The organism is Vibrio navarrensis (genome assembly GCF_000764325.1).
GTDB classification, from domain to species: domain Bacteria; phylum Pseudomonadota; class Gammaproteobacteria; order Enterobacterales; family Vibrionaceae; genus Vibrio; species Vibrio navarrensis.
In genome coordinates this window covers 139,888-160,732 of sequence record NZ_JMCG01000001.1, presented here as the reverse complement: position 1 = coordinate 160,732, position 20,845 = coordinate 139,888, and the positions used below count along the sequence as shown (strand labels likewise).

The 20,845-nt window shown below is 48.8% G+C and carries 23 protein-coding genes; 1 reads left to right on the top strand and 22 read right to left on the bottom strand.

From position 1 onward, the window contains the following. The first annotated feature begins 134 nt into the window (after positions 1 to 134). The gene (gene punC / locus EA26_RS00765; protein ID WP_039422393.1) at positions 135 to 1,334 is read left to right on the top strand and encodes a purine nucleoside transporter PunC; all 1,200 of its coding nucleotides are present in this window, start codon (positions 135 to 137) and stop codon (positions 1,332 to 1,334) included. A 63-nt stretch (positions 1,335 to 1,397) separates the two neighbouring features. Here the strand turns inward: punC and glmU are convergent, their stop codons facing one another. The 22 genes from glmU to EA26_RS00660 form a co-directional block, all read right to left on the bottom strand. Further along, the gene (gene glmU / locus EA26_RS00760) at positions 1,398 to 2,759 is read right to left on the bottom strand and encodes a bifunctional UDP-N-acetylglucosamine diphosphorylase/glucosamine-1-phosphate N-acetyltransferase GlmU (protein ID WP_039422389.1); all 1,362 of its coding nucleotides are present in this window, start codon (positions 2,757 to 2,759) and stop codon (positions 1,398 to 1,400) included. Between the two features lie 151 nt (positions 2,760 to 2,910). After that, complete coding sequence (locus tag EA26_RS00755; protein ID WP_039422386.1) at positions 2,911 to 3,333, bottom strand: F0F1 ATP synthase subunit epsilon; 423 nt, start codon at positions 3,331 to 3,333, stop codon at positions 2,911 to 2,913. Positions 3,334 to 3,351: 18 nt separating this feature from the next. Next, entirely contained in the window at positions 3,352 to 4,755 is a 1,404-nt protein-coding gene (atpD, locus tag EA26_RS00750; RefSeq protein WP_039422384.1) for a F0F1 ATP synthase subunit beta, read from the bottom strand. 35 nt (positions 4,756 to 4,790) lie between these two features. Next, positions 4,791 to 5,657 (bottom strand): F0F1 ATP synthase subunit gamma, encoded by an 867-nt coding sequence (gene atpG / locus EA26_RS00745; RefSeq protein ID WP_039422383.1) that lies wholly within the window; start codon positions 5,655 to 5,657, stop codon positions 4,791 to 4,793. 43 nt (positions 5,658 to 5,700) lie between these two features. Further along, positions 5,701 to 7,242, bottom strand: a complete 1,542-nt coding sequence (atpA, locus tag EA26_RS00740) for a F0F1 ATP synthase subunit alpha (protein ID WP_039422379.1) — start codon at positions 7,240 to 7,242, stop codon at positions 5,701 to 5,703. Between the two features lie 13 nt (positions 7,243 to 7,255). Further along, positions 7,256 to 7,789 carry a F0F1 ATP synthase subunit delta gene (gene atpH, locus EA26_RS00735; protein WP_039422375.1) on the bottom strand — a complete coding sequence of 178 codons (534 nt, stop codon included), beginning with the start codon at positions 7,787 to 7,789 and terminating at the stop codon, positions 7,256 to 7,258. 14 nt (positions 7,790 to 7,803) lie between these two features. Beyond that, on the bottom strand, positions 7,804 to 8,274 hold the full coding sequence (gene atpF / locus EA26_RS00730) for a F0F1 ATP synthase subunit B (RefSeq protein ID WP_039422373.1): 471 nt from the start codon (positions 8,272 to 8,274) through the stop codon (positions 7,804 to 7,806). A 70-nt stretch (positions 8,275 to 8,344) separates the two neighbouring features. After that, positions 8,345 to 8,602, bottom strand: coding sequence for a F0F1 ATP synthase subunit C (atpE, locus tag EA26_RS00725; protein WP_011079050.1), 258 nt, complete (start codon positions 8,600 to 8,602; stop codon positions 8,345 to 8,347). A gap of 52 nt (positions 8,603 to 8,654) precedes the next feature. Further along, positions 8,655 to 9,467 (bottom strand): F0F1 ATP synthase subunit A, encoded by an 813-nt coding sequence (atpB, locus tag EA26_RS00720; protein ID WP_039422370.1) that lies wholly within the window; start codon positions 9,465 to 9,467, stop codon positions 8,655 to 8,657. An 8-nt stretch (positions 9,468 to 9,475) separates the two neighbouring features. Further along, complete coding sequence (locus EA26_RS00715; protein ID WP_039422368.1) at positions 9,476 to 9,865, bottom strand: F0F1 ATP synthase subunit I; 390 nt, start codon at positions 9,863 to 9,865, stop codon at positions 9,476 to 9,478. Between the two features lie 190 nt (positions 9,866 to 10,055). Beyond that, a complete protein-coding gene (locus tag EA26_RS00710) occupies positions 10,056 to 10,937 on the bottom strand; it encodes a ParB/RepB/Spo0J family partition protein (RefSeq protein ID WP_039422366.1) in 882 nt (293 codons plus the stop codon). A gap of 24 nt (positions 10,938 to 10,961) precedes the next feature. Further along, positions 10,962 to 11,735 (bottom strand): ParA family protein, encoded by a 774-nt coding sequence (locus EA26_RS00705; RefSeq protein ID WP_039422363.1) that lies wholly within the window; start codon positions 11,733 to 11,735, stop codon positions 10,962 to 10,964. A 13-nt stretch (positions 11,736 to 11,748) separates the two neighbouring features. After that, on the bottom strand, positions 11,749 to 12,381 hold the full coding sequence (gene rsmG, locus EA26_RS00700; RefSeq protein ID WP_039422360.1) for a 16S rRNA (guanine(527)-N(7))-methyltransferase RsmG: 633 nt from the start codon (positions 12,379 to 12,381) through the stop codon (positions 11,749 to 11,751). Beyond that, a complete protein-coding gene (gene mnmG / locus EA26_RS00695; RefSeq protein ID WP_039422358.1) occupies positions 12,378 to 14,276 on the bottom strand; it encodes a tRNA uridine-5-carboxymethylaminomethyl(34) synthesis enzyme MnmG in 1,899 nt (632 codons plus the stop codon). Before mnmG ends, rsmG begins: the two co-directional genes overlap by 4 nt. Before the next feature lie 469 nt (positions 14,277 to 14,745). Next, positions 14,746 to 15,183, bottom strand: a complete 438-nt coding sequence (gene mioC, locus EA26_RS00690) for an FMN-binding protein MioC (RefSeq protein WP_039422355.1) — start codon at positions 15,181 to 15,183, stop codon at positions 14,746 to 14,748. Positions 15,184 to 15,350: 167 nt separating this feature from the next. Continuing rightward, positions 15,351 to 16,712, bottom strand: a complete 1,362-nt coding sequence (gene mnmE / locus EA26_RS00685; protein WP_039422353.1) for a tRNA uridine-5-carboxymethylaminomethyl(34) synthesis GTPase MnmE — start codon at positions 16,710 to 16,712, stop codon at positions 15,351 to 15,353. A 114-nt stretch (positions 16,713 to 16,826) separates the two neighbouring features. Next, the gene (yidC, locus tag EA26_RS00680) at positions 16,827 to 18,446 is read right to left on the bottom strand and encodes a membrane protein insertase YidC (RefSeq protein ID WP_039422351.1); all 1,620 of its coding nucleotides are present in this window, start codon (positions 18,444 to 18,446) and stop codon (positions 16,827 to 16,829) included. A 2-nt stretch (positions 18,447 to 18,448) separates the two neighbouring features. After that, a complete protein-coding gene (gene yidD / locus EA26_RS20165) occupies positions 18,449 to 18,706 on the bottom strand; it encodes a membrane protein insertion efficiency factor YidD (RefSeq protein ID WP_081947004.1) in 258 nt (85 codons plus the stop codon). Continuing rightward, positions 18,673 to 18,996, bottom strand: a complete 324-nt coding sequence (rnpA, locus tag EA26_RS00675; protein ID WP_039422349.1) for a ribonuclease P protein component — start codon at positions 18,994 to 18,996, stop codon at positions 18,673 to 18,675. Before rnpA ends, yidD begins: the two co-directional genes overlap by 34 nt. A 46-nt stretch (positions 18,997 to 19,042) precedes the next feature. Beyond that, positions 19,043 to 19,183, bottom strand: a complete 141-nt coding sequence (rpmH, locus tag EA26_RS00670) for a 50S ribosomal protein L34 (protein WP_011079039.1) — start codon at positions 19,181 to 19,183, stop codon at positions 19,043 to 19,045. A 242-nt stretch (positions 19,184 to 19,425) separates the two neighbouring features. Beyond that, positions 19,426 to 20,163 carry an amino acid ABC transporter ATP-binding protein gene (locus tag EA26_RS00665; RefSeq protein WP_039422336.1) on the bottom strand — a complete coding sequence of 246 codons (738 nt, stop codon included), beginning with the start codon at positions 20,161 to 20,163 and terminating at the stop codon, positions 19,426 to 19,428. Then, positions 20,160 to 20,831 (bottom strand): amino acid ABC transporter permease, encoded by a 672-nt coding sequence (locus EA26_RS00660; protein ID WP_039422334.1) that lies wholly within the window; start codon positions 20,829 to 20,831, stop codon positions 20,160 to 20,162. Before EA26_RS00660 ends, EA26_RS00665 begins: the two co-directional genes overlap by 4 nt. Positions 20,832 to 20,845 lie beyond the last annotated feature (14 nt).

The following is a 20,845-nucleotide window of genomic DNA, read 5'->3' as shown; positions in this document are numbered from 1 at the left end:
AATTTGATTAATAACCAAGAATTTTAGCGTTTTATTTTTTCAAAAGCGAAAAATAGAATAATAGAGCATATAAATCAGGGTTGGCGCCAACTGATCACAAAACTTTTTAGTGAAAAAAATTGAATGGAATAACTATGAACATTTCAAAAATGCAGCTTGTGTATCTTGCAGCCCTTTCAATGCTCGGCTTTGTCGCCACCGACATGTACCTCCCCGCGTTTAAAGCGATGGAAATCGACTTTATGACCGGACCAGAACAGATCGCGCTCTCTTTGACGGTCTTTTTGGTCGGCATGGCAGTCGGCCAACTGCTTTGGGGCCTTGCCTCTGATAAATTTGGTCACCGTAATACCTTAGCAGCTGGCCTTGCTCTGTTTACGCTGGCCTCATTGGGTTTGGCGTTCAGCGATCAAGTTTGGCAACTGCTAAGCTTGCGATTTGTGCAAGCGATTGGCGTGTGCGCCCCTGCCGTTATCTGGCAAGCGATGGTGATCAAACGTTACTCCAGCAGCAGCCAACAAATTTTTGCCACCATTATGCCGCTGGTGGCGCTTTCTCCTGCGCTAGCTCCTCAGCTCGGTGTGGTGTTAGCCGATAACTTTGGCTGGCACAGTATTTTTGTCGCGTTAACCTTGCTGGGCTTAGTTTTAGTGGCCACCACCATGGCACAGCCGAGTGTCGCCAATGAGCCAAAGCAAAGCAGTGTGAAATCGGATATCAAACATCTGCTCAGCTCAAAAACCTACTTAGGTAACGTAATGATGTTCGCCACCGCGTCTGCCGCTTTCTTTGCTTACCTCACTGGCATGCCAGAGATCATGGCTCAGCTCGGTTACGATGCCAAAGACATCGGCATGAGCTTTGTACCGCAAACCATCGCGTTTATGCTTGGGGGATACTTAGGTAAAGTCGGCGTGCGCAAATTCGGCGATGAAAAAGTACTGCGTCAACTGCTTGGTCTGTTTAGCGTCGCCGCACTGCTGATTTTCATCGCATCGCAATGGCAGTTAACGTCTATTTGGCCCATCTTAGCGCCGTTTTGCTTAATCGCCGTGGCGAATGGTGCCCTTTACCCTATCGTGGTAAACCGTGCACTTGCCAGCGCCAAGCAGAGCCCAGCGACCGCGGCGGGTTTGCAAAACAGCTTGCAAATTACTGTCAGCAGCTTGTCAAGTGCTTTAGTTGCAGCGCTTGCCAGCCAAGCGCAAGCGGTTACCGGTATCGCGATCATTCTCTGTATGGGTGGGTTATGGATAGGTTATGTGATATCCAATCGTGAACTGTCAAAGCATTTCACCACTCCTGACAACGCACGCGTAGTCAGCGACGAATAATCCCTTTCGCAAATGCAAAAAAAATCTGCAAAAAAATCGCCGCTCAATTGAGCGGCGATTTTTCTATTTCTGCTTTACAGGACGCTGCCAGCCAGCAATCTTACGTTCTTTAACGCGAGTAATCACTAACTCACCTTCAGCAACATCTTTGGTCAACGTGGTACCAGCGCCAATGGTTGCGCCATCGGCAATCGTCACTGGAGCCACCAGTTGGCTATCTGAGCCAACAAACACGTCATTACCAATGATGGTTTTAAACTTGTTCGCGCCATCGTAGTTACAGGTGATGGTTCCCGCGCCAATGTTAGTACGCTGGCCAATTTCCGCATCGCCAAGATAGGTCAGATGGTTCGCTTTCGAGCCTTCACCAATGCACGCATTTTTCACTTCAACGAAGTTACCCACGTGCGAATCATTGCGCATTTCCGCACCAGGGCGAAGACGGGTAAACGGCCCCACGGTACACTGCTCACCGACAGTCGCACCTTCAATCACACTGTACGGACGAATGATGGTGTTGTCGTCGATTTCACAGTCTTTCAGTACGCAACCCGCGCCGATCACTACGTTATCGCCTAAAGAGACGTTACCTTCGATGATCACGTTCACATCGATCTCGCAGTCCATACCGCATTGCAGCTCACCACGTAGATCAAAACGCGTAGGATCACGTAACATCACGCCTTGCTCAAGCAGTTTTTTCGCCTGCATGGATTGGAAAGCACGCTCTAGACGAGCCAGTTGAATACGGTCATTCACGCCTTCCACTTCAATCGGATTGACCGGATGCACCGCTTCCACCGCATTGCCTTCGTCGTGCGCCGCCGCAATTACATCGGTCAGATAGTATTCACCTTGAGCGTTGTTGCAGTTGAGTCCTGACAACCAACGTTTCAAATCGCTTCCTGTCGCAACCATCACCCCTGTGTTGATCTCTTTGATCAGTTTCTGCTCTTCATTGGCATCTTTCTGCTCAACGATCGCCACAACAGGGCCATTTTTACGCACAATACGGCCATAGCCGGTTGGGTTATCCAGCACTACAGTTAAAAGAGCAATACCGCCTTTGGGCTGTGCATCCAACAAGCTTTCAATCGTTTCGGAAGAGATGAGCGGTACATCGCCGTACAACACCAGAATTTTTTCGTCATCTTGGAACTGCTCTGATGCTTGATCGACCGCGTGCCCCGTCCCTAGCTGCTCAGCCTGTAATACCCAGTTTACCGGCTCATCCGCCAACGCCGCTTGCATTTGATCACCGCCATGGCCGTACACCAGATGAATATTTTGTGCGCCAAGGCCTGTGCAAGTGTCTATCACATGCTTGACCATCGGCTTACCTGCCAATGTGTGCAATACCTTGGGCATATTGGAATACATACGGGTACCTTTACCCGCCGCGAGAATCACCGCGCTAAATTTCATTGTTCTAACCTATGACGTTTTACAAAAATATTGGCGCTTATTTTACCCAGCTAATTGATATTAGTTAACTTGATGATAAAAATTTCTGATAAAAAATAAGCAAAAAGGCGGTCAAATGACCGCCTTTATCACTACTAAAACACCGCTACAATTAACGACGTTTCTTTGTCAGCTCGATTACACGAAGCTGAGCAATGGCTTTAGCCAGTTCACTGGCCGCTTGTGCGAAGTCCATATCGCCATGCTGATTGAGAATGTTCTCTTTAGCACGACGTTTCGCTTCTTCTGCCTTCGCTGCGTCTAGCTCTTCACCACGAATCGCAGTATCAGCCAGCACGGTTGCCGTGCCAGGCTGAACTTCAACGATACCACCAGAGACATAAATGAACTCTTCGTGGCCGTGTTGCTTCACAATACGCACCATACCAGGCTTGATAGCGGTCAGCAGCGGTGTGTGGCCGTGGAAAATACCCAGCTCACCTTCGCTACCGGTCACCTGAAAGGTTTCAACACGACCAGAGAAGATTTTCTTCTCCGCGCTCACCACATCCAGATGAAAGGTTATTGCTGCCATATCGCCTCCTAGTTAGCCTTATAGCTTTTTCGCATTCTCGATAGCATCGTCAATCGTACCGCAGTACATAAACGCTTGCTCTGGAATGTCATCGTATTCACCAGCTAGCAGACCTTTGAAGCCACGTAGAGTCTCTTTAAGAGGTACGTAAACACCTGGGTCACCTGTAAATACTTCCGCTACGTGGTAAGGCTGAGTTAGGAAACGCTCAATCTTACGAGCACGTGCAACCACTTGCTTGTCCGATTCAGACAGTTCATCCATACCTAGGATCGCGATGATGTCTTTCAGCTCTTTATAGCGCTGAAGTGTCTGCTGAACACCACGCGCTGTGTCGTAGTGATCTTGACCAACAACCAGTGGATCTAGCTGACGAGAAGTCGAATCTAGTGGGTCGATCGCTGGGTACAGACCCATCGCTGCGATGTTACGGTTAAGTACAACCGTTGCATCCAAGTGCGCGAACGTGGTTGCTGGAGACGGGTCAGTCAAGTCATCCGCAGGTACGTATACCGCTTGTACAGAGGTGATAGAACCTTGTTTGGTTGACGTGATACGCTCCTGCAGTACGCCCATCTCTTCTGCTAGCGTTGGCTGGTAACCTACCGCAGATGGCATACGACCTAGCAGTGCAGATACTTCTGTACCAGCCAGCGTGTAACGGTAGATGTTGTCAACGAACAGTAGAACGTCACGACCTTCGTCACGGAAACGCTCTGCCATTGTCAAACCAGTCAGCGCAACGCGCAGACGGTTGCCCGGTGGCTCGTTCATCTGACCGTAAACCATCGCTACTTTCGATTCTTCTGGTTTCTCGATGTTTACAACGCCCGCTTCCTGCATTTCGTGGTAGAAGTCGTTACCCTCACGAGTACGCTCACCAACACCAGCAAATACAGACAGACCTGAGTGTTGCAGTGCGATGTTGTTGATAAGTTCCATCATATTAACGGTCTTACCTACACCTGCACCACCAAATAGACCGATCTTACCACCCTTAGCGAATGGACAGATTAGGTCGATTACTTTTACGCCCGTTTCTAGAAGTTCAGTCGCGTTTGACTGCTCTTCATAGCTAGGCGCTGGGCGGTGAATTGAGTACAGCTCTTCTGCACCGATTTCACCACGCTCGTCGATCGCATCACCAAGCACGTTCATGATACGACCTAGGGTCTTAGTACCTACTGGCACTGAAATTGGAGCGCCAGTATTTACCACTTCTACTCCACGACGTAAACCATCAGAGCTACCCATCACGATACAACGAACTACGCCACCGCCTAGCTGTTGCTGAACTTCAAGAACGAGACGCTCTTTTGAGTCCTTAACGTTAAGAGCATCATATACGCTTGGTACTGCGCTCTGTGGGAACTCTACGTCGACTACCGCACCGATGATCTGTACGATCTTACCTGTAGCCATCGTTAATCCTCTAAACTGTTTCGTTTAACCTAAGCTTAAACCGCCGCTGCACCACCAACGATTTCCGACAGTTCTTGTGTGATCGCCGCCTGACGGGCTTTGTTGTACACAAGTTCCAAATCTTCAATCAGGTTAGTCGCGTTATCGGTTGCAGCCTTCATCGCAATCATTCGAGCCGCTTGCTCACAAGCAAGGTTCTCAACCACACCTTGGTAAACCTGAGACTCTACGTAACGCACCAACAGGGCATCAAGCAGAGGTTTTGGTTCAGGCTCATAGATGTAGTCCCATGAGTGCTGACGCTGCATCTCTTCGCTGTCCGATTTAGGCAAAGGTAGCAATTGATCGATCGTTGGTTGCTGAACCATGGTGTTAACGAATTTGTTCGATACCACAAACAAACGGTCCAGTTCACCTTCATCATATTTCTTCAACATGACGCTGACTGAGCCGATCAGGTCTTCAAGGCTCGGACTATCGCCCAAACCAGATACCTGAGCCGCTACTTTAGCGCCGCTGTTCTTAAAGAAAGCCGTTGCTTTCGAACCAACCAGAGCCAGTTCGACCTCAGCACCTTTCTCTTTCCACGCTTGCATGTCAGTGAGGGCTTTTTTAAACACGTTAATGTTCAAGCCGCCACACAGACCGCGGTCGGTGGAAACGATGATGTAACCAACACGCTTGGCTTCACGCTCTTCTAGATACGGATGACGATATTCTAGACTGGCGTTTGCCACATGACCGATCACTTTACGCATTGTTTCCGCGTATGGACGAGAAGCTTCCATGGCGTCTTGAGAACGACGCATTTTTGAAGCTGCTACCATTTCCATCGCTTTCGTAATCTTCTGAGTGCTTTTAACACTACCGATTTTACTACGTATCTCTTTTGCGCCGGCCATCGTTACTCTCCATTAGTTGGTGGCAGCCACTGCCACCGACCTATTACCAAGTTTGGGTTGCTTTAAAATCGTCAACCAGTTTCTTGAACTGAGCTTCGATTTCATCGTTGTAAGCACCCGTCTTGTCGATCTGCGCTGCTAGTTCAGCGTATTGACCGCGAGCATACGATAGTAGAGCCGCTTCGAAATCCAGCACTTTGTTCAGTGCCACATCACTTAGATAGCCGCGCTCTGCCGCAAAGATAGTTAACGCTTGGTCAAAAACTGACATCGGAGCATATTGCTTCTGCTTCATCAGTTCAGTTACTTTTTGACCGTGGTTCAACTGTCTCTTAGTCGCTTCATCAAGATCCGAAGAGAACTGAGCGAACGCCGCCAATTCACGGTAAGCCGCTAGCGCGGTACGAATACCACCTGATAGCTTCTTGATGATTTTCGTCTGAGCAGAACCACCTACACGAGATACTGAAATACCTGGGTCAACCGCTGGGCGAACACCCGCGTTGAACAGTTCAGTTTGCAGGAAGATCTGACCGTCAGTAATCGAGATTACGTTAGTCGGTACGAATGCAGAAACGTCACCAGCTTGAGTTTCGATGATCGGAAGAGCAGTCAGAGAACCGGTCTTACCTTTCACTTCACCGTTAGTAAAACGCTCTACGTAGTCTGCGTTTACACGAGCAGCACGCTCTAGTAGACGAGAGTGGAGATAGAATACGTCACCTGGGAATGCTTCACGGCCTGGTGGGCGCTTGAGAAGTAGAGAGATCTGACGGTAAGCAACAGCTTGCTTAGAAAGATCATCATAAACAATCAGCGCATCTTCACCACGATCACGGAAGTATTCACCCATTGCACAACCTGCGTATGGCGCTAGGTATTGCAGTGCAGCAGATTCAGACGCTGAAGCAACCACAACAATGGTGTTTTTCAGAGCACCGTGCTCTTCCAGTTTACGTACTACGTTAGCGATGGTAGAAGCTTTCTGACCAATCGCGACGTAGATAGAGAAGATACCAGAATTTTTCTGGTTGATGATTGCATCGATCGCCATGGCTGTTTTACCAGTTTGACGGTCACCGATGATAAGTTCACGCTGACCACGACCGATTGGGATCATGGAGTCAACGGACTTATAACCAGTTTGTACAGGCTGATCAACCGATTGACGGTCGATTACACCCGGTGCAATCACTTCAACAGGAGAAGTCAATTTGGCTTCAATTGGACCTTTACCGTCAATTGGCTCACCCAGTGTGTTCACTACGCGACCAAGCAGTTCTGGACCTACTGGCACTTCAAGAATGCGGCCAGTACCTGTTACTTTCATGCCTTCCTTAAGGTCAGCATATGGGCCCATAACTACCGCACCAACCGAGTCACGCTCAAGGTTAAGTGCTAGTGCATAACGGCCACCCGGTAATTCAATCATTTCACCTTGCATCACGTCCGCTAGGCCGTGAATGCGAATGATACCATCGCTTACCGATACGATAGTACCTTCATTACGAGCTTCACTAACAACGTTGAACGATTCAATACGCTGTTTGATTAGATCGCTGATTTCCGTGGAATTAAGTTGCATGCTCCAATCCCCATTAAGACTGCAATGCATCGCTCAGGCGGTTCAAACGACCACGTGCTGAGTTATCGATGACTAAGTCTCCGGCTCGAATAATCACCCCACCAAGTAGGGCCTCATCTATACTGCAATTCAGCTTCACTTTGCGTTCAAGACGCTGCTCAAGTTTGCTGCTGATATTTGCCACTTGTTCATCAGAAAGTTCTGTTGCAGAAATGACTTCTACATCAATCTCTTTCTCATGCTCTTTTTTCAGAACAAAGAACTGTTTGCAAACATCAGGAAGGGCCTTCAATCGGCCATTCTCAGCCATCACCTTCAAAAGGTTTTGGCCATGTTCATCCACTTGTTCGCCGCAAATCGCTACAAATAGCTCAGTCAACTTATCCGCTGACATTGAACCGGACAACAGTTCACTAATTTGTTCGTTCTTGGCAACTTCCGCAGCGAAAGACAACATTTGACCCCATTGGTCTAGTTGTTTTTTTTCTACGGCAAAGTCGAATGCTGCTTTAGCATAGGGGCGTGCGATTGTAGTCAAATCAGACATAAGCGCCCCCAAACTTAAAGTTTTGCAGTAATGTTATCGAGAATATCTTTGTGCGCATCTTTATCGATTGAACGCTCAAGGATTTTCTCTGCGCCAGCGACAGCCAGAGTTGCAACTTGTTTGCGCAGTTCATCGCGGGCACGATTACGCTCAGCTTCAATTTCCGCTTCCGCTTGCGCAAGGATCTTACGGCGTTCTGCCTGTGCATCCTCGCGAGCTTCATCAATAATCTGTGCTTTACGTTTGTTGGCCTGATCGATGATCTCAGTTGCTGTGCGCTTTGCTTCTTTCATTTGAGAAGAAGCATTAGCTTGCGCTAGATCTAAGTCTTTCGCAGCACGTTCCGCTGCTTGCAGACCGTCAGCAATTTTCTTCTGACGCTCTTCAATCGCTTGCATGATTGGTGGCCATACGTATTTCATACAGAACCAAACAAACAGTGCAAACGAAATCGCTTGACCTAGCAGAGTTGCGTTAATATTCACAACAGCTACCCCTCTATTCGAGTTAGTGTTAATCAAAGACAAGCTGACGCTTGTCGTTCAAAACCGATGATTAACCAGCTAGTTGACCTACGAATGGGTTTGCGAACGTGAATAGAAGTGCGATTACGATACCGATCATTGGAACCGCATCAAGTAGACCTGCGATGATGAACATCTTAACTTGAAGCATAGGCGCCATTTCTGGTTGACGAGCAGCACCTTCTAGGAATTTACCACCTAGAACAGCGAAGCCTACCGCAGTGCCTAGAGCACACAGGCCAACGATGATTGCTACTGCGATTGCAGAAAAGCTTAGTACAGTTTCCATTACTATCTCCAATTATAGCGATTAACTAAAAGTCTAATAAGAATAAACAAAATTAATGATCACTGTCTTCGTGGGCCATTGACATATAAACAATCGTTAACATCATGAACACGAATGACTGAATCAGGATTACCAGAATATGGAAGATCGCCCATGGTAGTGAGCCCATCCATTGTAGATACCATGGTAGCATTGCCGCACAAAGAATGAATACAACCTCACCCGCGAACATGTTACCAAACAGACGCATACCAAGAGAGAGAGGTTTCGCCAGTAGCGATACCACTTCGATTAGTAGGTTGAATGGGATCATTGTCCAGTGGTTGAATGGGTGTAAAGCCAGTTCTTTGGCAAACCCGCCCAGACCTTTCACTTTGATGCTGTAGTAAATCATCAGAGCAAAAACGCCTAGTGCCATAGCCATGGTGATATTCACATCAGCCGACGGAACCACTTTCAAATAAGGGATACCGAGCCAATGCTCTGCCGGGTATGGTAGGAAGTCGATAGGCACAAGGTCCATCAAGTTCATAAAGAATACCCAACAAAAGATAGTCAGTGCTAGAGGTGCAATCAGCGGGTTGCGTCCATGGAATGTGTCTTTGACGTTTGTGGCGACAAATTCTACAACCATTTCTACAGCACACTGAAGCTTACCTGGTACACCGGCTGTTGTTTTACGCGCCACAGAGTAAAAAATTCCGAGGAAAATTAGACCTGTAAACCACGAAAAAAACAGACTATCGATATGTACGTTCCAGAAACTCGTCTCTTCCGCCACCAGCCCCAACTTGTAAGTTGAAAGGTTGGTAAGGTGGTGAGTGATGTAACCGGAAGCTGTTAGCGCTTCACCTGGCGCAGCCATAACTCATCCTATTTTTTGTTGTTAATGAATAGCGCTGGCGCAAAGATATTAATACCGAGAACCAGCAAATAGGTTAGTTTCAGGGGAACAAGTTCCACCTGCATATACATGTAGGCCACAGAAAATAGCGCTACTGTAATGAGGATCTTCAGCGCTTCACCTGTGTAAAAGGAAATGGCAACGTATTTCGCCGCCCTAGCCCCCACAAACAGGAACGCACAAACAGAAAACACCGCATTAGCCGCAACAAAAATGCTACCGCCTATTAGCGATGAAAACCCCCATTCAGCATTAACAGCCACCGCCATTCCTGCTGCCAGCAAAATAACCGCGCCAGCCTCGATCAATAACAATTGCTTTGCAAGCTCTCGTCCTGGCCTGGCTAACGCAGCTACCATGTATTCGTACCTCTAGTAACTCCCATATCACCTTGTCTTTTTAGGGGTGAGGGAAATTGGCGAAAATTATACGGTGAGTCCAACCGATTGCAATTAAAACGCAGCAAAAACTTACAGTTTTGTTTACAAACCGACAACTTTCGTACAAAAAATGATTTTTTGCATAATTGATCTAAATCAATTATCTCATTTAGCTTTCTAGCTTGGCAATTAGTTGCTCTAATTTGTGAGGCTCATCAAGACTAATTGTCAATTTTGCTTTGCCGTTCATGGATCTCACAATAGAAACCTTAGCACCCAACAGTTGACTCAATTTTTGTGACATTTGTTGTGTTTCTTCATCCTTTGATGGCAATTCTTGCTCAACCTTAGGTGTTAAACACTTTTTCACTAATTGTTCGGTCTGGCGTACGGTCAACAACTTACTGGCGACCTGCTGAGCCACTTCAACTTGCTGCTCACCTTCCAAGGCCAACAAGGCTCTGGCATGGCCCATTTCCAGTAGCTTCTGCGAGACAAATTGTTTCACTTCAGGCTCAAGACTATTCAATCTGAGCAGATTGCTCACTGTGGTTCGCGATTTACCAATCACATCCGCCACTTGCTGATGCGTAAGTGCAAACTCATCTTGCAGCCGTTCTAATGCCTGAGCTTCTTCGATCGCATTGAGATCTTCACGCTGAATATTTTCGATCAATGCCATGGCGATCGCTGCGCGATCTTCAACATTTTTCACCAGACAAGGCACGCGTTTTAACCCTGCCTGCTTAGCCGCACGCCAACGGCGCTCGCCAGCAATAATTTCGAAATGGCCATCATTGAGCGCACGCACCACAATCGGCTGAATAATGCCTTGTGATTGAATGGAGGCTGCCAGTTCTTCCAACGCTTGTGGAGACATGTCTTTACGTGGCTGGTAAATCCCGGGTTGCAGGTGACCCACAGCAATATCGGTCAATTCACCTTCGGCCGACAAACTTTGGCTGTAGGTGGCGATTTGTTGTTTTTCACGAGCTAATGAACTGGTGGACAGCAGAGCATCCAGTCCTTTTCCTAGACCACGCTTAGTCATGGGGACGAATTCCTTCGGTTAAGGTTAAACTGGGATTTCTTCTCGACGCAGCATTTCGCCAGCGAGCGCAAGATACGCTTTTGAGCCTGCTGAGTGTTTGTCGTAGTACATTGCTGGTTTCCCGTGGCTTGGCGCTTCAGCCAGCCGCACATTACGTGGGATCACCGTGCGATATACCTTGCTACCGAAATGCTTTTTCAGTTGATCGGAGACTTCATTGGAAAGGCGGTTGCGCGGGTCGTACATAGTACGCAGTAACCCCTCAATTTTGAGGTTCTCATTCACCACCGCAGCCAACTTACTAATGGTATCCATAAGCGCAGTTAAACCTTCTAATGCAAAATATTCACATTGCATTGGCACTAAAACGGAATCCGCCGCGGCCATGGCATTGATTGTAAGAAGGTTTAAAGAAGGAGGACAATCAATAAAGATGAAATCATAGTTATCACGAACTGCGGCTAAGGCGTTCTTTAAACGCACTTCGCGAGCAAACACTTCCATCAGTTTTATTTCAGCGGCGGTAACATCACCGTTGGCTGCAATCAGGTCATATTTGCCAGTGGTGGTGGTGCAAACCACCTGATCAAACGGCGTATCTTCCACCAACAATTCGTAGGCAGTGGCATCCACCATGTACTTGTCGACGCCACTGGCCATCGTAGCGTTTCCTTGCGGATCGAGGTCGATAACCAGAACTTTGCGTTTGGTGGCAGCCATAGAGGCCGCTAAATTCACACAGGTAGTCGTTTTTCCGACTCCGCCTTTCTGATTGGCAATGGCTACGATTTTACCCACGATGACCTCGCTATTATTCCTTACGCGATAAGATTACAAGATGGCGATCACCTTCTAACTCGGGAACTGTCAAAGATATGATCTCTGTCACACTGCACCAGTCAGGAAGCTGATCAATTTCATCTTTCGGGTGTTGTCCCTTCAGTGCGAGGAAAACACCGTGATCGGTTTTCGGCAGATGATGACACCACTCCACCATGTCTGTCATTGAAGCAAATGCACGACTTAGAACACCATCAAAATTTTCGTCTGGTTGAAACGCTTCGACGCGACTTTGCACCGGGGTCACATTATGAATACCAAGCTCATGCACCACTTGCTTCAAAAAGCGGATGCGTTTGCCAAGGCTATCAAGCAAAAAGAAGCTTTTGTCGGGATTCATGATGGCCAGCGGTATCCCGGGCAGCCCTGGCCCGGTTCCAACATCAATAAAACGTTCGCCACGCAGATGAGGCGACACCACGATGCTATCAAGAATATGTTTCACTAGCATCTCAAGCGGATCGCGCACTGAGGTTAAGTTGTAAGCTTTGTTCCATTTATGCAGCAACTCAACGTAACCGACAAGTTGCTGACGCTGTTTATCTGACACCTCTAACGACGTTTGAGCGATCAAGGCATCAAGCTTGGCGCGCAGTGCACTCATAGCTGCTCTTCTCCCACTTTCAACATGCCGATCTTCTTCAAATGCACCAGCAAGATCGAAATCGCAGCAGGGGTGATGCCCGAAATACGCGAGGCGATGCCAATGGTTTCAGGTTTGGCATTATTGAGCTTGAGCACCACTTCGTTTGACAACCCTTTGACTTCTTTGTAATCCAGATCGCTCGGCAACTTGGTGTGCTCGTAACGCAATGATTTTTCTACTTCATCCTGCTGACGCTGAATGTAGCCTTCGTATTTCACTTGGATTTCAACCTGTTCTGCCGCTTCACGGTCATCCATGGCAGGGGCAAACGCAGGTAAGGAAGTCAGTAGGTCGTAACTCATTTCTGGGCGACGTAGCAGATCTTCACCGCTCGCTTCGCGCGACATGGGCGTTTTGAGCAGTGCATTGAGCTGCTCCACACCTGACGAGTTCGGGTTCATCCACGTCTCTTTGAGGCGCTGACGCTCCAACTGCATGTTTTCCATTTTCTGGTTAAAACGAGCCCAACGCACATCGCTAATCAGGCCAAGTTCACGCGCTTTCTCGGTCAAACGCAGATCTGCATTGTCTTCACGCAGCAGCAGACGATATTCCGCTCGGGAGGTAAACATGCGGTACGGCTCTTTGGTGCCCATGGTTGAGAGATCGTCGATTAGCACGCCCATATAGGCTTGATCGCGACGTGGGCTCCAGCCCTCTTTCTCTTGGCTAAACAGGCTAGCATTGAGACCTGCCATCAAACCTTGCGCCGCCGCTTCTTCGTAGCCAGTGGTGCCGTTGATCTGGCCTGCAAAGAACAAGCCTTGAATAAATTTGGTTTCGTACGTCTGTTTGAGGTCTCGCGGATCAAAGAAATCGTATTCGATAGCGTAGCCCGGACGAACGATTTGGGCGTTCTCAAACCCTTTCATTGAGCGGACAATTTGTACTTGAACATCAAACGGCAGACTGGTCGAGATGCCATTTGGATACAGTTCCGTGGTGGTTAAACCTTCAGGCTCGATAAAAATCTGATGACTGTTCTTGTCAGCAAAACGCATCACCTTATCTTCGATCGACGGGCAGTAACGAGGGCCGATCCCTTCAATCACGCCAGCGTACATGGGGCTGCGATCAAGGTTATTGCGGATCACATCATGCGTCTGTTCGTTAGTGTGGGTAATAAAACACGGGATCTGACGTGGGTGCTGCGTACGATTGCCCATGAAAGAGAACACGGGCGTCGGGTTGTCGCCGTGTTGCACCTCGAGCTGTGAAAAATCGACACTGCGCGCATCGATGCGTGGCGGAGTACCGGTTTTTAAACGATCGACACGGAAAGGCAGCTCGCGTAAACGATCCGCCAAGGCGATCGACGGAGGATCGCCAGCTCGGCCACCCGAGAAATTCTCCAGACCAATGTGGATCTTGCCCCCGAGGAAGGTGCCAACGGTCAATACCACCGCTTTAGCGCGGAATTTGAGCCCCATCTGGGTAACCACACCGCAGACACGATCGTTTTCCACCATCAGATCATCGGCAGCTTGCTGGAACAAGGTCAGATTAGGTGTATTTTCCAATGCATGACGCACATAGGCTTTGTATAAAGCACGGTCTGCTTGTGCACGCGTTGCTCGTACCGCCGGCCCTTTTGAGGCATTTAGGGTGCGAAATTGAATACCTGCGTGATCGATAGCCTCAGCCATCAAACCACCCATCGCATCCACTTCTTTCACCAGATGACCTTTACCGATACCCCCAATAGCAGGGTTACAAGACATCTGCCCCAAAGTATCAATATTGTGAGTCAGCAACAGGGTTTTTTGCCCTGTGCGAGCTGATGCGAGTGCGGCTTCCGTTCCTGCGTGTCCGCCACCGACAACAATGACGTCAAAGTTTTCGTGATAAAGCATGAACCGACCTCAGGTATTCAAAGGATTCAATCGAGAAAATAAAAGAGCGGTATTCTACCTTCTTTATCAGTGAGTGAAAATTGTTTTCTCTCTTAGCGCGGATCGAAGTGAAGACTAAATATATATAAAGATCTTTATATAGGATCTTTTACTGGATCTATTATTAGGATCCTACTCACCTGTGGATAAGCGAAAAATGATCAATAAGATCATGGATCTTTTTTAGATCATATCGTGTGATCATGATTGGATCACCATGAGGATTAGCTGGGATCAAAATTAATGGTTATACACAGGCCATCGCGAGTGAATAAGTTATTATTGGGATAACTATAGGAAGATCACTGGATTTGTCTATGTTTATCCACAGATGATTTGTATGAGAAATAAGCAGTTAAAATGGCGGGGGATGGCTCGTGGATAAAACGCCTGCCGTTACAGCAGGCGAGAGAGAACTGGGTGAGATGGTTTAACGTAACAGAGGCAAATGGCTTTTCAGCCAGCTTTCCGCAGCGTCTTCTGGCACGGTATGTTCTAGCACATCAATAGTGAGGCATTCCGTAATGGGAGTTGCACCAATGTCTTGCAGCAGATGATGGGCGTGCTGGCCAGCAGCGCAGAAGGTGTCGTAACTCGAATCACCAATCGCGATCACCGCGTAGCGCACGTCACTCATTTTGGGGGGCGTATTCTGCAGAGCGGCAATAAAGGGTTGGATATTGTCTGGGTATTCACCCGCACCATGGGTGGAGGTGATGATCAACCAAATGCCTTGATTGGCGATCTCGTTTAACTCGGGTTGGTTGTGGATGGTGGTTTCCAACCCTTCGGCATTGAGGAGATCACTTAAGTGATCGCCAACATATTCGGCCCCACCTAAGGTACTGCCTGTAATAATGTGGATCATAGCTCTTCCTTTAAACGGTTTGCAGTCGTTATCGAGTCTATGATGCGTGATTTCCTCCAAGAGAGGAAGTGTCGGCTTTAAAAAGGCAGCCGCATCAATGAGATGGTTTGTGCCTGTGTTTACGGGTAATAAAAAAGCAGCCCGGAGGCTGCTTTGCAACAAGTCTATTACTTGCCGATACAAAACGAGGAGAAGATTCGGCCGAGCAAATCATCAGAGCTGAACTCACCGGTAATCTCGTTTAAATGCTGCTGAGCGATGCGCAGCTCTTCAGCGAGGATTTCCCCGGCCATGTAGCCTTCAAGCTGTTCTTGACCGATTTGCAGGTGCTCTGCGGCGCGTTGCAACGCATCGAGGTGGCGGCGGCGGGCCATAAACCCCCCTTCGCTTTGGCCAGAAAAGCCCATGCACTCTTTCAAGTGTTTTCTCAGCGCATCGACCCCTTGGCCTGTTTTGGCAGAAAGGCGGATCAAGGTCGGGTTACTCACATGGCAGATCCCAAGTTCTTCTTGGGTTTGATCGGCTTTATTACGGATCACCGTGATGCCGATGCTGTTTGGCAGGCGGTCAACAAAATCGGGCCAGATCTCTTGAGGATCGGTTGCTTCGGTGGTGGTGCCATCGACCATAAACAGCACGCGATCGGCTTGACGAATTTCATCCCAAGCACGTTCAATGCCTATCTTCTCCACTTCATCAGAAGCATCACGCAGGCCCGCGGTATCGATGATATGCAGTGGCATGCCATCGATGTGGATGTGCTCTCGCAGTACGTCACGGGTGGTGCCAGCAATGTCGGTGACAATCGCAGACTCTTTACCAGAAAGCGCGTTGAGCAGGCTCGATTTGCCCGCATTCGGGCGGCCGGCTATTACTACCTTCATCCCTTCACGCATAATCGCACCTTGATTGGCTTCTTGGCGCACCGCATCAAGGTTATCGATGATCCCTTGCAGGTCGGCAGCGACTTTGCCGTCCGCCAAAAAGTCGATCTCTTCTTCAGGAAAATCAATCGCGGCCTCAACGTAGATACGCAGATGAATCAAGGATTCAACCAAGGTGTTGATGCGTTTGGAAAACTGACCTTGCAGTGAATGGAGCGCCGATTTGGCCGCTTCTTCCGAGCTGGCGTCAATCAGGTCGGCAATCGCTTCGGCTTGAGTGAGGTCCATTTTGTCGTTGAGAAAGGCGCGCTCAGAAAACTCTCCAGGGCGCGCTGGACGTAGCTCTTTGATGGTGAGAATGCGCTTAATCAGCATGTCCATCACGACTGGGCCGCCGTGGCCTTGAAACTCCACCACATCTTCGCCGGTAAACGAATGTGGGTTGGGGAAGTAGAGGGCGATGCCCTGATCGAGCACGCTGCCATCTTGCGCGGTAAAAGGGAGGTACTCGGCGTAGCGCGGTTTGAGGGCCTTACCAGTCACTTCCAGCGCCACCTGAGCGGCTTTTGGCCCAGAGACGCGAATGATCCCGACACCGCCGCGACCCGGCGCAGTGGCTTGGGCAACAATCGTATCTGTTGTCATAAAGAAACCTATTTGTTTGTGGTCGCAGTGACCTGAAAAAGCAGTTAGCTGAATTGTAATCAGCGAAAAACAAAAAGGCGACCTTTTGGCCGCCTTTCCTTACTCTGAGTTCACTTACTTGGTGTGTAAGCCTTTTTTCTCCAGCGCTTTGTAAATCAAAGACTGTTGGATCAGAGTGACGATGTTCGATACCAGCCAGTACAGAACCAGACCAGACGGGAAGAACAGGAAGAAGAAGGTGAACATCACTGGCATGAAGGTCATGATCTTCTGCTGCATTGGGTCTGTGACTGTGGTTGGGCTCATTTTTTGGATCATGAACATTGAAGCACCCATCAGCAGCGGTAGGATGTAGTACGGGTCCTGCGCAGACAAGTCTGTGATCCAACCAAAGAAAGGTGAGTGACGTAATTCAACCGATTCCATCAGCGACCAGTACAGAGCAATAAAGATTGGCATCTGTAGTACTAGTGGCAGACAGCCACCCAGAGGGTTCACTTTCTCTTTCTTGTACAGCTCCATCATCTCTTGGCTCATGCGTTGACGGTCATCGCCGATACGCTCACGCATTGCTTGCAGTTTAGGTTGCAGCATGCGCATTTTCGCCATTGAGGTGTACTGGGCTTTGGTCAGTGGGTACATGGCGCCACGGACGATGAAGGTCAAACAGATGATGGCCACACCCCAGTTGCTGACAAAGCTCTGGATAAACGACAGCAGCATGTGCAGTGGCTTAGCGATAAACCATAGCCAGCCGTAGTCTACAACTAGATCAAGGTTTGGTGCGGTGGCAGCCATTTGATCTTGCAGTTTAGGGCCTGTCCATAAGGTGGCGCTGAAATGCGCTTTTTCGCCGTTGGCAATGGTTTTGTTTGGCATACGTACGCCAATGTCGCCCATGTTGCCAATCACGCGAGTGTAAAGGTTAGTGCCTGGTTCGTTACGAGGGATCCACGCGGCAGCAAAGTAGTGCTGGATCATCGCCGCCCAGCCTTGGCCATTTGGCAGGTTAACCGACAGGTTGCGATCTTGCATGTCGTCGAAGCTGTACTTCTTGTAGCGAGTCTCTTCGCTTGAGTACGCACCGCCACGGTAGGTTGGCATGGTGATGCTGCCGCCCGCGTCCATCAGATTTTGACGTAAATGCGCGTACATACCGAAAGTAGCGTTGTTGCCGGAGTTATTCACTACGTCAAACTCAACGTCCACCGCGTAGCTGCCGCGTTTTAGTACGAACGTTTTTGTGTATTGCAGGCCGTTGGCTTCATAGCTCATTGGAATGCGTAGTTCGTCTTGACCGTCAGCCAGCGTAAAGCTCTCCGCACTCACTTGATATTGAGGACGGTTGCTGCTGCTCAAATCGATCCCTTGTGGGCCGACTAAGCCGCTTTGAGCGATAAATTGATGACCTTGAATGTCCTTCAACAGCACAAAGGCGTCAGAAGAATTCTGCTCAGCCGCATACTGGTTCAGTTCTGCGGTTACCACATCACCACCCACTGTGTCGATTGACAGAGTCAGGACATCTGTCGTCACTGTGATGAGTTTGGCCGATGCCTGTTGAGCCGGAGACGGGTCCAGTTCATCAGCAAAAGATGGTGCAGGTAGCGCACTGCTTGATTGAGCCTGAGTAGCCGCTTGTGGTGCTGGATTCTTTGCTACTTGCCACTGTTGGAACAGCAGGAAAGAAACCAATGCCAGAGCGATTAACAGGATATTGCGTTGAGAATCCATCGTTATTTATCTCTGTCTTGTTTTTGGACTGGTGGAACGGGGTCATACCCCCCTTCGTTCAAAGGGTGGCATTTTAATAGACGTTTGCCTGATAACCAACATCCTTTTACCAAACCGTGAGCTTTCAACGCTTCTATCGCATAGGTTGAACAGGTTGGAGTAAAACGACAGCGTGGTCCGAGAAGAGGACTGATGAGACCTTGATAAAGACGGACGAGTCCGATCGCTAACCACGTGAAGGGCGAGACAGGCGATGCCATAGCTTATCAAACAACTTAAACAGTTCTTCATTGCTCAAATCTTGCGCGCTTTTCTTGGCAATCACAACAAAATCTTTATTGGGAAGCTGATGTTGTGTGTTACGAAAACTTTCACGAGCGATGCGTTTGAAGCGGTTGCGACCAACGGCAGTTTTAATTTGCTTTTTGGGAACAGCCAAGCCTAAACGAGGATGAGAAAGGTTATTATCGCGAGCAATGATAGTGAAATGAGGAGAGCCAGCCCGGTGAGCTTGCTGAAAGACGTTTTGATAATGCTCGGGAGTTAACAAACGTAACTCCCGATTGAACGCGTACGTATTCAAAATAAGCTAGTGATTATTTTGACAGGCGCGCACGGCCTTTCGCACGACGTGCATTGATTACTTTACGACCGTTCTTAGTCGCCATGCGAGCACGGAAACCGTGAGTACGCTTGCGCTTCAGAACTGAAGGTTGAAAAGTGCGTTTAGTAGCCATTGTAATTACCTTACTGATCAGTAGTTTTAGGTTCTTGTTAAACCCGGCGTGGGCATTGTGCTTTCTTTATATAAAGAAGCTCTTTATTAAAGAAGAATAACCGACGCCTCTCAACAAAGAGGCGGAATTGTAATCACAGTCACACAAAGTGTCAATCTTTGCAGGGCTGTAAAAAAATCCGCCGGGGGATTATACGGAGTGTGAGTAAAATCTCAAGGATCTCGCGATCTTTGTCGGGATCTTTACCGCTCTCCAACTTGACGAAGGAATTTTTGCAGTCGAGGATCTTGTGGATTATCGAAGATATCCTGTGGAGATCCTTGTTCAACAATGTTTCCTTCTGCCATAAAGATCACTCGGTCGGCGACCTCTTTGGCAAATTGCATCTCATGCGTCACCACCAGCATGGTTTGATGTTGTGTGGCGAGTTTTTTCATCAGCGCTAGTACTTCGCCGACCCATTCTGGGTCGAGCGCTGAAGTCGGCTCATCGAAGAGCAGCAGTTCAGGTTGCAGCGCCATGGCGCGACCAATGCCGACGCGTTGCTGCTGACCGCCAGAGAGCGCGGCGGGATAGCTGTCACCTTTGTCGCCCAGGCCAATGTCGTCCAGAATTTGCTGTGCGCGCTTGAGGGCATCGGCTTTCTTCCAGCCACGCACTGTCACTAGGCCTTCGGCAATGTTTTGTCGTGCGGTCAGGTGGGCAAACAGCGCGTAGTTTTGAAACACAAAACCCGTGCGGCGGCGCAGCGCTAATACTTCTGCTTTGCTGTGATTTTGCGCGTCGACACGGATGTCATCAATGGTGATGGTGCCTTGATCGGCTTGCTCAAGAAAGTTAACGCAGCGCAATAAGGTCGATTTCCCGGTGCCGCTTGAACCGATGATGACGATGATCTCGCCTTGCTTAATCTCAATGTCGATCCCTTTCAAGACTTCGCTGTCGCCGTAGCGTTTATGAATGTTGCTCAGTTTAATCATCGTACATATGCCTTGTTCAGTTTGGCTTCGGCCCAAGTTTGCACGCGGGTGAGAATCAACACCACGCCCCAATAAATCAGTGCCACCGCGAGGAAGGCTTCAAAAAAGCGGAAGCTGGACGACGCTTCCATTTGCGCTTTGGCCATGATTTCAGCCACGCCTAAGGTGAACGCCAGCGAAGTGGATTTGATCATGTCGATGAAGTAATTCATCAAGGAAGGCAGAGCCACTCGGGTCGCTTGTGGCAGGATGACGCGGCGCATCGCTTGGCTGGTGGTCATGCCGACCGACAAGCTCGCTTCCATTTGGCTTCGGTCGATGCCGATGATGGCGGCACGGATGCTTTCCGCCATGTATGCGGCGAAGTGCAGCGTTAAACCAATCACGGCGGCGGAAAAGGCATCGATGCCCACCAGCAGAGGAAAGACTTGCGGCAAACCGTAATAGAGCAGGAACAGTTGCACCAACAGTGGAGTGCCACGGAAAAAGCTGATGTACAGTTGGCTAAGTTGATCCAGCACCGGAACACGGAAGACGCGCAGATTGGCCAGTACAACGGCAAGGATCAGAGAGAAGACTAATCCCCACGCGGCCATCTCCATCGTCGTACCTAGGTACTTGAGCAGGATCGGCAATAGCTCGAGCATATAGTTAAAATCAAATCCCATATCACTTACCTTTA